Source organism: Breznakia blatticola (assembly GCF_004365815.1).
In the GTDB taxonomy this organism is placed as follows: Bacteria; Bacillota_I; Bacilli_A; order Erysipelotrichales; family Erysipelotrichaceae; genus Breznakia; species Breznakia blatticola.
In genome coordinates this window covers 37,251-49,945 of sequence record NZ_SODD01000007.1, presented here as the reverse complement: position 1 = coordinate 49,945, position 12,695 = coordinate 37,251, and the positions used below count along the sequence as shown (strand labels likewise).

Below are 12,695 nucleotides of genomic sequence, written 5' to 3'. Positions count from 1 at the left end.
TTATGTACGGTAATCTCCGTTGATTTTGACATAGTCATACGTTAAGTCACAACCCCAGCTTTCTGCTGTTTCCTTGCCTTGATTCATATCAATATAGATTATGACTTCTTCTTGTTTTAAGATCTGTGTTGCTTGCTCTTCATCAAAGTCTACTCCTTGACTTTGTTTACAAACATCAACACTTCCTGCAACACTAGTAAATGTTACATCAATTGTTGTTTCGTCATAGTCTGCATCACTGTACCCTATAGCACAAAGAATACGTCCCCAGTTTGCATCATTTCCAAACATCGCACTTTTCACCAAGCTTGATGCGATGACACTTTTGGCAATATGCTTTGCAGCTTGTTTGGTTGGTGCATTTACCACCTGACAAGTTAATAGTTTTGTTGCTCCTTCACCATCTTTTGCCATTGCGCGTGCAAGGTGTTTGGCTACACGAAACAGTGCTTCTTTAAAGATGGCATAGTTATTTCCTTTTTCGCGAATCTGCGGGTTTTCTGCTTGTCCATTACACATTACAGTCAGCATATCATTTGTCGATGTATCCCCATCAACACTTACCATATTGAATGTCTCATCGGCCACTTCTTTTATTACGAGATTTAGCATCTCTGTACTAATATCCACGTCGCTTGTAATAAACGAAAGCATGGTTGCCATATTTGGATGAATCATTCCACTTCCTTTGGCAATTCCACCGATACGACATTCTTTTCCATCAATCACAAAACTACCATGCCATTCTTTAATCGTTGTGTCAGTTGTCATAATTGCTTCACATGCAGCAATACCACCTTCAACACTTAGACCGTCTGCGAGTTCTTGGATATGGTTTGCAATCGGTGTAATATCTAGTTTTTGACCAATAACACCTGTACTAGCAACAATCATATCGTTTGCTTGTATCCCTAGTGCATTTGCACTTAACTTAGCCATCTCTCTAGCAATTTGTTCACCATTACTATTGCATGTATTTGCATTTCCACTATTGACGACAATCGCTTGTGCTAGATGGTTTGATAAGTTTTCTTTTGTGATTGCAATTGGTGCACCTTTTACTTTATTTTGTGTGTACACACTTGCAGCTGCACATATATTCTCACTATAGATTAAACACAAATCTTTTTTGCTTTTATTTTTTCGGATTCCACAGTGGATTCCATTCGCAAGAAATCCCTTTGGATAACATACTCCCGTTTGACTCATAATTCCTCCTTTTAGAATGATGGAGGAATGAGTTTCAATCCTTCATCTTCAGCAAACCCATACATTAAATTCATATTTTGAATCGCTTGTCCTGCAGCACCTTTAACCATGTTATCGATCGCTGATACTAAGACAAGTGTATGTGTTCGTGTATCGTAATGTAAGCTAATATCACAATAATTTGAATATTGAACATACTTTAAGTTTGCACATTTCCCGTTTTCTAACACACGCACAAACGTATGGTTTTTATATGTATCAACGTAGTGTTGATACAAGTCATCAAAGTTGATTGCTTCATTCATTTTGACATATATCGTAGAAATAATTCCACGCGAGATTGGTAGTAGATGTGGCACAAAGGTAATCTGTACTTTTTGCTTATGCATCTCAGTTAATGTTTGCTCAATCTCAGGTGTATGACGGTGATTTGCCACCTTATACGGATGAAATGCTTCATTAACATTTGGAAAGTGTGAACCTTCACTCAATTCTTTTCCCGCTCCAGTAACTCCACTTTTTGCATCAATGATCACATGTTCATCAAATGCATAGTTTGTTGTCATAAGTGGATATAGAGCAAGGCCAATACTTGTTGGATAACATCCTGGATTCCCAATAATTTTTGCCTGCTTGATTTGTTCTGGATAGATTTCACTCAATCCGTATACAGCTTGTTCGTGTAATGCTTTTTCTTTAAATGGAACATTGTACCAAGCTTGATAATCCGCTTCATCATGCAAACGGAAATCTGCACCTAAATCGATAAAGCACTTATTTGCATCTGCACATTTTTTGGCAATTGGTTCACTGATTCCATGAGGTAAACTTGCAAAGATTAGATCACTTGCCGCAATAACAGCATCTTCATCAACAAACACTAAATCACTTATCTCTTGAAATCCTGGATATAGTTCACAAATTGGTTTTCCGATGTAACTACGTGAATTGATACCAGCAATCTCTACTTGGTTATGATTGAGTAATAGACGTAATAATTCTGCTCCACCATATCCACTTGCACCAATAATTCCTACTTGTAATTTATTCATTTTGATCACCCAATTCTTGAACGACCAATGCGATATGCGCTTTGGTTGCTGCTGGGGCTGGCCCACCAACAACACTACGCTTATTTACACATGTATCTAGAGAAATCGCCTCGTAAATATCTTCTTCAAAAAGCTCACTGACTTCTTGGAATTCCTCTAGATGCAATTCCTCAAGCACTTTATTGCTTGTGATTGCCTGTTGAACTAACTTTCCAATCACGCCATACGCATCACGGAATGGCATTCCTTTTTTAGTTAGATAGTCTGCGCAGTCTGTTGCATTGATAAATCCTTTTGCAGCAGCTGAACGCATATTTTCTTTTAGTACTTGCATTGTATCCACCATTGGAATAACTGTTTCCAAGCATACTTCTAATGTATCTAATGAATCAAAGAGTGCCTCTTTATCTTCTTGCATATCTTTGTTGTATGCCAAGGCTAAACCTTTCATCATAGTTAGTAAGTTCATTAAATTTCCATAAGTTCGTCCCGTTTTCCCACGAATCAATTCACAGATATCTGGGTTTTTCTTTTGTGGCATGATCGAACTTCCTGTGGCAAAAGCATCATCAAGTTCAATGAATTTAAATTCCCATGAACTCCATAATACAATTTCTTCCGAAAATCTTGATAAGTGCATCATACAAGTAGCTACGGCATTAGCCGCATCAATTGCAAAATCACGATCACTTACACCATCTAAAGAGTTCAAACTAATATCTTTCATTCCTAACAGCTTTGCACTGTAAGCACGATCAATAGGATACGTTGTAGTTGCTAGTGCTCCACTACCTAGTGGTGAAACATTGGCTTGCTCTTTGGCAAAAGCGAAACGCTGTAAATCACGTGTTAGCATTTCCACATATGCAAGTAGATGATGTGCAAATGTAATTGGTTGTGCACGTTGTAAGTGCGTGTATCCAGGCATAATGGTTTCTGTATGTTTTTCTGCTTGTTTACATAACGTTAGAATTAATTCTTTAACCAAAGTTGTTAAATCATCTAAGCGATCCATTGTATACAAACGGAAATCAAGTGCCACTTGGTCATTACGACTTCGCCCAGTATGCAGTTTCTTACCAACATCTCCCGTTCTTTGCGTGAGAACTTGCTCGATAAACATATGAATATCTTCAGCTTCTGGATCAATCATTAAGGTTCCTTCATCAATATCTTTTTCAATGTCCTGTAGTGCTTCAACGATCGTTTTTGCATCTTCTTCAGGAATGATATCTTGTTTTGCTAGCATGGTAACATGCGCAATTGAACCCTTAATATCTTGTTTATACATTCGACAATCCACTTGGATTGAAGAGTTAAAATCATTGAGTTTTTTACTCGCTTCTTTTGTGAATCTTGCACCCCATAACTTCATTGCAAGCCCTCCTTTACCACAATTTATTTTTGTTTCTTTGCATCTTGCATTGCTTTTACTTTAATTGGTAATCCAAATAAGTTAATGAATCCTGCACTATCATTTTGATCATATGAATCATCTTCACCAAAACTTGCAATTTGTTCTGAATATAATGTGTCAGGTGATGAAATACCTGCACTTGTAATATTCCCTTTGTATAACTTAAGTTTAACTGTTCCATTTACAGTTTCACTTGTTTTATCAGCAAATGCACTTAGTGCTTCTCTTAATGGTGTAAACCATAATCCGTTATATAATAATTCTCCGAATTTGATTCCTACATGTTGTTTAAAGTGTTGTGTATCTTTATCTAGTGTAATCGTTTCTAACAGTTCGTGTGCTTTATATAAAATTGTTCCCCCTGGCGTTTCATAAACCCCACGGCTTTTCATTCCAACTAAACGATTTTCTACCATGTCGATAATTCCGATTCCGTTTTTACCACCAACTTCATTTAATGCAAGCAGTAAATCTTGTCCCTTCATTTTCTTTCCATCTAGAGCCACTGGAATTCCTTTTTCAAATTCAAGTTCAATATATGTTGGAACATCTGGAGCATTTTCTGGTGTTACTCCCATTTCTAGAATGTCATCATATTTTGGTTCATTCATTGGATCTTCTAAGTCTAAACCTTCATGTGATAAATGCCATACGTTTTTATCTTTTGAATAGTTTGTCTCACGATTGATTTTTAATGGAATGTTATGTTTTTCTGCATATTCGATTTCATCATCACGACTTTTTAATTCCCATGTACGCCATGGTGCAATAATATGCATATCAGGAGCGAACGCTTTAATTGCAAGTTCGAAACGTACTTGGTCATTTCCTTTTCCTGTACAACCATGGCAAATTGCATCTGCACCTTCTTGAATTGCAATATCAACTAAACCTTTACCAATGATTGGTCTAGCAAATGCTGTCCCTAATAAATATACATTTTCATACACTGCGTTTGCTTTTAAACAAGGAAAGATAATATCTTCAACAAATGCATCTTTTAGATCTAAGGCGTAAAATTTGCTAGCACCCGTTTTTAGTGCTTTTTCTTCTAGACCTTCAAGTTCATCTGCTTGTCCAACATCTCCTGATACAGCAATAATTTCTGGATTATCATAGTTCTCTTTCAACCATTGAATCATTACAGATGTATCCAATCCACCTGAGTAAGCCAATACAATTTTCTTAATATCCTTTTTCATAACACCGTCTCCTTTTTCATAGTCCTTTATTCAATTTCATTATACGATATACGAACGTTTTTAGGTTGTTGAAGATTAAAAAAACGTCTCATGGAAAAATCATTCCAGAGACGTTTTACTTACGCGGTACCACTCTAGTTGATAGTATTATACTACCCACTCTAATCCGTAACGAGGATCAACGATTTATGATACTTACATTCCCATAAACACTCCTAGGTGCGTTTCCTTAATTTCTCCTGGATAACCTTCCACCAATCGTTATCTCGCTATGCATCTCAATCTTAAGTACTTTTCCTAATCAACGTTTTGTATGGTTCTTATCATACGCTTGAATGAAAACTATGTCAACAAAAAATGTAATTTTTTACAAATATGGATGAAACTTTTTACATTTTGATTGTTTGCACTTTATTTCTACATTATTTTTGTTAAGCATATCACTTTATAATTATGCAGTCCGTTGTATAATAAATATGTAACTAAGGAGGAAAAGGATATGAAAAAATATTTAGTTTACAGAACAGGTGATGACAAAACTGGAAAGATGTTAAACATGAAGTTAAAAAACTTCAAAGTCGGATCAAAAGATGGAAAATGGATCTTAAAGAATGATGGTAAAATGTTAATGATCTTTGATGATTACAATGAAGCTGAATTCTTCTTTGACAAATTAACTGACTTCAGAACTACTGATGCACCTTACTTGGATCTTAATGAAGTGAAAAAGTACTGGGAAAAAGAAAGTACAAAAACTGGAAATAGACCAATTAAATAATTATTAAGAACAGTGAATCACAGCTACGTGATTCACTGTTTTTTTGTCGCAAGACTAAATACCTTCTATTGCATAATATGTAAATGCAAGAAAGCTACATGTGACTATTATCATAAACATCGGTATGACCCATCCATGTGGTAAACAAAAGTATAGATAGAATCCACACAATAGTATCCCACAAATGTAATTGATTCGCTTGTACAACAAAAAGTGTTTTTCTTTATTCACATTTCTAACAAAATAATCATGCACCCATATCAATACAAAAGAATACGTAAAAAATACACTTGAAAGAAAGACATTGATTTTTAAGTCATAAAACACAACATAGGATAAAGCAAACATCATTACGTTGTACCAAGTGCGTGCACTTCTAAGTTTTTGTATATCCATAACTACCTCCTTCACACACAGCACAATCGTTTCTACATCATTATTATCCCATAACAATATATAAACGCCTATCATCATGTAAAAAAATGAATGTTGTTCACATTTTCATATGTATATGAATATAAAAAAACACCACAAGAATTAACTCGTGATGTTGTCTAAATGTGTATAAATACGATCTTTTACTTCATCTACTGAATCATCAAAGATATACGCAGATAAGTTGAAGATTTTATCTTCCATGTTATTTAAGTAGCCTTGCACCTTTTGTGAAACCATTTTTCCACTTGCTACGGCTTTTTTACGTTCATCAAATAACATTCCATAAACATCTAACCATTTCTCAATATCAAATGTATCCAAGATTGGTTTAATCGTACGGTCCATATCCAAAGCCGTTGGGCGTTTGACTTCATTCATGTCGATGTTTTCTAAATACCCTTGTAGTTCTTTTTTTGTTGGGATTTGTTGAACACTAGTGGAAATGTGCGTCGCTGGGATTTTGAACGAATATCCATCATGATCCACAGAAACTAGTTTGTAGAAAATTTTACCGTTTCTTTTTTCTTTACTCACGACGTTGCATACATATAAGTGATATAATACTTTTTCTCCAATTTCTAACATCATTACCTCCTAGTTAAAAAAATAAAAAGCGGAAGATCAACAGAACTACATGATCAATACCGCTCGTTGTGCCTTTATTATAGCATATTTTGCTCGAAAAATCTAATCGAGTGTGAAATTTCACTTATTTCATGGGCTTTTTGAGCACCTATCAAATATATATGATACATTTCTACTTTTTTATCTCTATGATTATAATACTTTATATACAATTTAGGATGACACCATGTATCATTCGATTCATTTTATAGTCGATAAATTTCGTCTGCTATTTTTGTAACTGAAGAAGCATGTGTGACAAGGATTACACACTTATCTTCTTCATATGCTAGTTGTTGAAAGATCGTTAAGATTTCTTTTTCTGTTGCTTTATCTAAATTCCCCGTTGGTTCATCTGCAAGAATAATTGATGGATTGTAACTAATCGCTCTTGCTATTGCCACACGTTGTTGTTGCCCACCCGATAATTGATGCACTGCACGATGCATATCACTTTCATCTATTTGCATCTTCTCTAACAACATTTTTGCATGTGTCTTTTTATCTGATTCTTTCCAATTTGCAATATCCAATGAAAGACTTACATTTTCGATTGCATTCCAACTTGGCAGTAAATTGTAAGATTGAAAGACCACACCAATGTTACATGAACGATAGTGATCTGCATTAATATTAGAAATGTCTTGACCTTCATAATAGATATGTCCATCCTTTGGGCTTTGTAGTTGTGATAATAAGGATAATAACGTTGTTTTCCCTGCACCTGATTTCCCAACGATTGCATATATTTTTCCACGCTCAAATGCAAGGTTTAATTCCTTTAAGATTGATTTGTCCTTTGTATAATAAAAGCTTAGATCTTTTGTTGATAATTCACTCATGTTTTTCTCCTAACTTTGTTGTAGTATTTTCATCGTATCGTAGCGTTGTATAAAAATTGTTGCTACACCACCAGAGACAATGGTCAATAATAGACCAATTACCATAATTTCTAATACAACTGTCCAGTTGGTTGCACTGGATACACTTTGTACACTATCTTCAATAAAACTTCCACTAGGTTCACTACTTTGTCTACCACCCATACCTTGTGGCATTCCACCGGGCATATTTTGCATCTCAGATTCATTTGTACTCACACTTTGACTTTCTAATAATTGATTTGTAATTGGTACACTTGTTGCTGCTCCAATTCCTAATGCTAATATTAGTGATACCGTTGTAATAATTAGCAATTCACAAATGAACTGAAGTGATATTTTAAGCTTACTCATTCCAATTGCACGTAATACACCGATTTCATACACGCGATCCTTCACTCTTAAAAATTGGAAAACAATAAGAATTGCTCCACCAACAAGAATACTGACTAAAAAGAAGGTATCTGCAAAACTGGATAGATTTTCTAAAGGTGCTAATGATTGCTCATACATACTTACATCCATGCTTTGCACAGTAAAATCATCTGATAAACCTAGTTCATACACTTCATCACTAAACGCATCATAGGCATCAACATCTGCTAGTACATAGGTACCCTTCACTTGACTCGTTAGTGGATTATCAGATGCGGTTTTTGCTTCAATTGCATCTATAGTGTTTGCGCTTGTATACATTTGATTGGCCGGATCTTGACGCATCATCATTTGTTGGTCACTCACTTGACTATAAATACCAACAACTTCAACCACATATGTCTCACTTTCACTGTTTGGATTTTGTAGCTTAATACTTGAACCAACCTCTAATGAGTTATATGTTGCTAGATCTTCTGAAATCATTACCGTATGTGTTTTCTCAATATCTAGATATTCTCCATCCACAAGCTCTTTTGTTCCATCAGTAAAATCACTTAGTGCATTTACACTTGAAATTCCAACTAGTGAAAAATCACCTTCAACATATGTTGTGTCTTCATCATTTCTTCCAGGCATTCCTTGGGGACCCCCAAAGTTTTCTGAACTTGATGATTCAATCGCTTCAATTTCAGTTGCACCAATAGCCATTGTTTTTTCATAGTAAAAATCACTTACACTATCCGCTTTTGCATAGACTTCTAACTCATCCAGACTTAGATTTTGATTTTGCATACTTTCACGCATTTTATCACGCATGTCTTCTTGTGATGTACCATCTTGTTCACCTTGTGTTGGTGGTTGCATGTTTTGCATCATCTTTTGTCTATCGTAAGAAATATTTGCAGTAATATTTACTGCATCTATTCCTTCTTGTCTAGCTGTATTTGCTGCTTCCTTAATACTCAGTGATACCACACATGAGAATCCTACAATCAAAATTATGATTGCAATAAGAATATTCTTTGTAAACATTCGTCGAATATTTCGTAATGCATTTTTTATAATATACATATATCCTTGATCTCCTTTTGTTATTTCTTCAAAAGTATATCGACCTTTCCTTAAAACTCTCTTAAATTTCATGTGAATATTTGTTCACAAAAAAAGGCCACACATTGCTGCATGACCATCTATTTACGATTTTGGTTTGTGAAGTTTGGTTATATCAATTCCTTCAAGTTCTAACAAAAATGTCTTGATGTGAAGACCACCAGTATATCCTACTAAATTATCCTTTGTTCCAATAACACGATGACATGGAACAATGATTGGTATTGGATTTTTACCCAATGCATTACCGACCGCTTGACTGGACATCCGTTTGATATTCCGTCGTTTTGCTAGTATTTTTGCAAGATCACCATATGTTGCTACACTTCCATATTTCACATCTAACAATACATCCCATACCTCTTTTTGAAAAGCAGTTCCATGTAGTTGTATATGCAAAGCATCAATCGATGGATTCTCTTTACGAAAGTACGCATCTAACCAAGCTCTTGTTTTTTGAAAGATGGGAAGCGTTTCTTGATATTCAAATTGGTTTAGTATATCTGTTGCATCTACCATACGATCTAACCCGATTAAAGCTTGTCCATCACTTATCATTCTGTAAATTCCAAGAGGACTTTCATAATTTGCACAATACATACAACGATCTCCTTACATCTTATAATAGATGTTTTCTTAATGTTTCTCCATCTTGTTCATGTAACAGTCCAGGAGCAATATCAAAGACAGTTTTACATCCATATACGCCATCTTTGTGTAAACGATATGCAGCTCTTGCATAAGCAACAAGTACACTTGCTGTAAATTCTGGGTTTGAATCTAACTCTAGTTTATATTCAATTAATTGATGTGTATCTAAATTCATTCCGGTTTTCCCACTTCTAAACACAACTCCACCATGAGGAATTCCTGCATGATCACGTTGTAATTCTTCCATTGAGATAAAATGAACCGTTGTATCATAATCAGCAAAGTAGTTTGGCATATTTACAATTGCATCTTCAATTTGTTTTGCATCTGCCCCATCTTCTATAACCACATAACATTCACGTGTATGTTTTTGTCTTGTATCTAATACAGGGTCTTCATTATTACGTACACTAGCTAAAGCAGCTTCTACTGGGATTGTATATTGTCTAGCATCTACAACACCTTCAATACGACGAATCGCATCAGAATGCCCTTGACTCACTCCCTTACCCCAGAAAGTGTAATCATTTCCGTATGGTAATACTGCTTGCCCATATAAACGTTGCACAGAGAACAACCCTGGATCCCATCCAACAGAAATAATACTTACCGTTTTCTCGATTTGACTAGCTGCATCAACATTCGCAAAATGTTCTGGGATACGAGCATGTGTATCAAAACTATCAATTACATTAAAATGCTTTGCAAATGCAGGCGTTTGATCTAATAGATCATTTGCACTTCCTCCACACATCACCATTACATCAATTTCATCTTTCATGTTAAATGCATCATCTAATGCATATACTTTCGTATCACTTTGTACAACTAGATCCCTTGGATTTCTTCTTGTGAAAATTCCAATCAATTCCATATCCTTACTGTTAATAACAGCGCTCTCTACACCTTTTCCAAGGTTTCCATATCCAACGATACCAATTTTTATCATATAAACACGCCTCCTATTTTTGTTTATTTTACCATTTTTTATAAGTGAGCACTATGTAACTTTTATTTTTTATATTTATACAATCCTACTATATGCTATTATTAATGTAATCAGAGGGCTATAAATGGGAAAAATTATTGATTATTTGATTGTTATTGGTTTACTTGTTTTAACAGTTTTTTTGTACATGATGCCTATGTGGGCATACCATAAATATAAGAAACGAAAACCTAAAGAAAAGGATATTTCACGTTATACAGCAACCATCACGGATATGACATATTATCAAAGTGTAGCTATCACAAAATATGGCGAAAGATATTCTTATACATACGATGTTACTTTTGCATTCAACCATACAACAAGAACTTTTAGTGTTCCTTCATTCTTATATTCATCACTTAAAATCGGTGATACAGGTATTCTTTCCTATACAAAACATGGTGAAATACTTGGCTTTGGTGATAAATATAAAGAGTTCATTAATGTAGATCCTGAACTATAAATTCACACGATTGAGTTTATAGTTTTTTATTACGTAAAAGAAAAGACATCCGAAGATGATTTTCTTATTATACTTAGTCTTTATCCACTGCTAGTTGTAGCACAACTTTGGTGACAATCATCATCAATGCACCCGCAATAAGTAAGCCAAACCCGGCACCACTGATAAATTCTCTTACATGTGAAGTTGGAATGATCCAACCTAGACCCAACCCAATCAAACCGATACCACTCATAATCATCGCTTTCTTATTTACTTGTGCTGCTCTACTTTCTTTTTTCATTGTGTTTAACATTTTCACATCTCCTTTTACCAATTCATCTAAGGTGAGTCCATAGATATCACTAACGCTTACAAGACTGTATATATCAGGATAACTCTTTCCTGTTTCCCAACTTGAAATGGTCTGTCTTGATACATTCAAACGATTTGCTAGTTCTTCTTGTGAAAGTTTCATCATTTTTCTTTGTTTTTGTAGCTTCTTTGATATTTCCATGTCATCTCCTAGTCTTATGATAAAAGTCATCTATTCCATTTTCTATCAAATCCCCTTTACAGGCAAGAGATGTAAACCTTTTTTGACAAAAAATCTATATAAATTCAAAAGAACTCCTCATTAAATGAAGAGTTCGTTATTTTTTCGATCTGAACATACAGGCTCAAGTCTTTTACCAAGTTGCTCTAACAATACTGAATCCAGACCTCGTGCATCTTCTGGGCAAACTTCAATACATCGCATGCAATTAATACATGTGCAATAATTTGTTGTACTTGGCTCATTTATTGGAATTGCGGCAACTGGACATACTCTAGCACAAATCCCACACGAAATACACATACTATTTGTCAATGGTTTAAACGCCCCACCAATAAACTCTTTATATGGATAATTTCCAGGCAATGTAACTGTTGAAATTTCATATGGATTTGCCAGTTTTTCTTTAAGTTGTTTGGCATACGTTTGCAATTGTTGTATATCATTCATATCTGGTCTACCAGTTGCAAATTGATGCACAATATTATGCTCTGTAATAGCCGCAATTGCACCTACACATACAAACCCTTTACTTGTTAGTGTATCTGCTAATTCTTTTAGTGCATCTTCATATGCACGATTTCCATATGAAGCAACTATGATTACTTTTGTTTGATTTCCAGTAAATTGTTTAATTCTTTCAATCGCTACACCAGGTACACGCCCACCGTATACTGGTACACCAATGATACATACATCATCTTCTGAAAATGTATATTCATATCGATCGTTTGTTCGACATAAATCAATGGTTGTGTATTCACCAAATTCATTGGCAATACAACTCACTACTTTTTTTGTACGATTGGTTGGACTAAAATAAATCGCATATTTTTTCATATTCCCTTTCCCCTCTTTTCTCAACATAAACTATGTTGCATAATGATTTCCCACAACTTATGCAGTTATGAACAAATATAAGTAAAATAAGCATACCACAACAAGTATTGTAATTCCTATTTTCTT

General features: G+C 34.8%; 14 protein-coding genes and 1 other annotated feature. Of the genes, 2 read left to right on the top strand and 12 right to left on the bottom strand.

Annotated features, from left to right (window positions below):
* Genes argJ through EDD63_RS03465 form a run of 4 tightly spaced genes read right to left on the bottom strand, consistent with a single transcriptional unit; the run spans window position 1 to window position 4,880 of the window.
* Complete coding sequence (gene argJ / locus EDD63_RS03480) at window positions 1-1,209, bottom strand: bifunctional ornithine acetyltransferase/N-acetylglutamate synthase (RefSeq protein WP_134168523.1); 1,209 nt, start codon at window positions 1,207-1,209, stop codon at window positions 1-3.
* 11 nt (window positions 1,210-1,220) lie between these two features.
* Window positions 1,221-2,261 carry an N-acetyl-gamma-glutamyl-phosphate reductase gene (gene argC, locus EDD63_RS03475; RefSeq protein ID WP_134168521.1) on the bottom strand — a complete coding sequence of 347 codons (1,041 nt, stop codon included), beginning with the start codon at window positions 2,259-2,261 and terminating at the stop codon, window positions 1,221-1,223.
* Entirely contained in the window at window positions 2,254-3,636 is a 1,383-nt protein-coding gene (gene argH, locus EDD63_RS03470) for an argininosuccinate lyase (RefSeq protein ID WP_134168519.1), read from the bottom strand. Before argH ends, argC begins: the two co-directional genes overlap by 8 nt.
* Window positions 3,637-3,659: 23 nt before the next feature.
* Window positions 3,660-4,880: an argininosuccinate synthase gene (locus EDD63_RS03465; protein ID WP_134168517.1), complete on the bottom strand. Its 1,221-nt coding sequence runs from the start codon at window positions 4,878-4,880 to the stop codon at window positions 3,660-3,662.
* A gap of 103 nt (window positions 4,881-4,983) precedes the next feature.
* Window positions 4,984-5,194, bottom strand: a binding site (T-box leader).
* A 185-nt stretch (window positions 5,195-5,379) separates the two neighbouring features.
* Here EDD63_RS03465 and EDD63_RS03460 point away from each other — a divergent pair.
* Window positions 5,380-5,658, top strand: a complete 279-nt coding sequence (locus tag EDD63_RS03460; RefSeq protein WP_134168515.1) for a hypothetical protein — start codon at window positions 5,380-5,382, stop codon at window positions 5,656-5,658.
* A gap of 54 nt (window positions 5,659-5,712) precedes the next feature.
* On the opposite strand, the gene EDD63_RS03455 is transcribed toward EDD63_RS03460, so the two are convergent.
* The 6 genes from EDD63_RS03455 to EDD63_RS03430 all read right to left on the bottom strand — a co-directional run bounded on the left by EDD63_RS03455 (window position 5,713) and on the right by EDD63_RS03430 (window position 10,689).
* Window positions 5,713-6,054 (bottom strand): hypothetical protein, encoded by a 342-nt coding sequence (locus EDD63_RS03455; RefSeq protein ID WP_134168513.1) that lies wholly within the window; start codon window positions 6,052-6,054, stop codon window positions 5,713-5,715.
* A gap of 141 nt (window positions 6,055-6,195) precedes the next feature.
* On the bottom strand, window positions 6,196-6,681 hold the full coding sequence (locus EDD63_RS03450) for a hypothetical protein (RefSeq protein WP_134168511.1): 486 nt from the start codon (window positions 6,679-6,681) through the stop codon (window positions 6,196-6,198).
* Window positions 6,682-6,926: 245 nt separating this feature from the next.
* The gene (locus tag EDD63_RS03445; RefSeq protein WP_134168509.1) at window positions 6,927-7,562 is read right to left on the bottom strand and encodes an ATP-binding cassette domain-containing protein; all 636 of its coding nucleotides are present in this window, start codon (window positions 7,560-7,562) and stop codon (window positions 6,927-6,929) included.
* 9 nt (window positions 7,563-7,571) lie between these two features.
* Window positions 7,572-9,050 (bottom strand): ABC transporter permease, encoded by a 1,479-nt coding sequence (locus EDD63_RS03440; RefSeq protein WP_166667531.1) that lies wholly within the window; start codon window positions 9,048-9,050, stop codon window positions 7,572-7,574.
* Window positions 9,051-9,173: 123 nt separating this feature from the next.
* Entirely contained in the window at window positions 9,174-9,689 is a 516-nt protein-coding gene (locus tag EDD63_RS03435; RefSeq protein ID WP_134168505.1) for a methylated-DNA--[protein]-cysteine S-methyltransferase, read from the bottom strand.
* A gap of 19 nt (window positions 9,690-9,708) precedes the next feature.
* Window positions 9,709-10,689, bottom strand: a complete 981-nt coding sequence (locus EDD63_RS03430) for a diaminopimelate dehydrogenase (RefSeq protein WP_134168504.1) — start codon at window positions 10,687-10,689, stop codon at window positions 9,709-9,711.
* A 124-nt stretch (window positions 10,690-10,813) separates the two neighbouring features.
* Between EDD63_RS03430 and EDD63_RS03425 the strand changes: the two genes are divergently transcribed.
* The gene (locus tag EDD63_RS03425; RefSeq protein ID WP_134168502.1) at window positions 10,814-11,194 is read left to right on the top strand and encodes a DUF2500 family protein; all 381 of its coding nucleotides are present in this window, start codon (window positions 10,814-10,816) and stop codon (window positions 11,192-11,194) included.
* A gap of 73 nt (window positions 11,195-11,267) precedes the next feature.
* On the opposite strand, the gene EDD63_RS03420 is transcribed toward EDD63_RS03425, so the two are convergent.
* Window positions 11,268-11,690 carry a helix-turn-helix domain-containing protein gene (locus EDD63_RS03420; RefSeq protein WP_166667530.1) on the bottom strand — a complete coding sequence of 141 codons (423 nt, stop codon included), beginning with the start codon at window positions 11,688-11,690 and terminating at the stop codon, window positions 11,268-11,270.
* A gap of 120 nt (window positions 11,691-11,810) precedes the next feature.
* A complete protein-coding gene (locus tag EDD63_RS03415) occupies window positions 11,811-12,569 on the bottom strand; it encodes an EFR1 family ferrodoxin (protein WP_134168498.1) in 759 nt (252 codons plus the stop codon).
* Window positions 12,570-12,695: the final 126 nt, after the last annotated feature.

Bases quoted from the DNA above. Each gene is read 5' to 3' on its own strand.
- EDD63_RS03425 (WP_134168502.1), top strand. From the start codon at position 10,814: ATGGGAAAAATTATTGATTATTTGATTGTTATTGGTTTACTTGTTTTA.
- EDD63_RS03440 (WP_166667531.1), bottom strand. From the start codon at position 9,050: ATGTATATTATAAAAAATGCATTACGAAATATTCGACGAATGTTTACA.
- EDD63_RS03420 (WP_166667530.1), bottom strand. From the start codon at position 11,690: ATGGAAATATCAAAGAAGCTACAAAAACAAAGAAAAATGATGAAACTT.
- argH (WP_134168519.1), bottom strand. From the start codon at position 3,636: ATGAAGTTATGGGGTGCAAGATTCACAAAAGAAGCGAGTAAAAAACTC.
- EDD63_RS03415 (WP_134168498.1), bottom strand. From the start codon at position 12,569: ATGAAAAAATATGCGATTTATTTTAGTCCAACCAATCGTACAAAAAAA.
- EDD63_RS03450 (WP_134168511.1), bottom strand. From the start codon at position 6,681: ATGTTAGAAATTGGAGAAAAAGTATTATATCACTTATATGTATGCAAC.
- EDD63_RS03445 (WP_134168509.1), bottom strand. From the start codon at position 7,562: ATGAGTGAATTATCAACAAAAGATCTAAGCTTTTATTATACAAAGGAC.
- EDD63_RS03435 (WP_134168505.1), bottom strand. From the start codon at position 9,689: ATGTATTGTGCAAATTATGAAAGTCCTCTTGGAATTTACAGAATGATA.
- EDD63_RS03460 (WP_134168515.1), top strand. From the start codon at position 5,380: ATGAAAAAATATTTAGTTTACAGAACAGGTGATGACAAAACTGGAAAG.
- EDD63_RS03465 (WP_134168517.1), bottom strand. From the start codon at position 4,880: ATGAAAAAGGATATTAAGAAAATTGTATTGGCTTACTCAGGTGGATTG.
- EDD63_RS03430 (WP_134168504.1), bottom strand. From the start codon at position 10,689: ATGATAAAAATTGGTATCGTTGGATATGGAAACCTTGGAAAAGGTGTA.
- argC (WP_134168521.1), bottom strand. From the start codon at position 2,261: ATGAATAAATTACAAGTAGGAATTATTGGTGCAAGTGGATATGGTGGA.
- argJ (WP_134168523.1), bottom strand. From the start codon at position 1,209: ATGAGTCAAACGGGAGTATGTTATCCAAAGGGATTTCTTGCGAATGGA.
- EDD63_RS03455 (WP_134168513.1), bottom strand. From the start codon at position 6,054: ATGGATATACAAAAACTTAGAAGTGCACGCACTTGGTACAACGTAATG.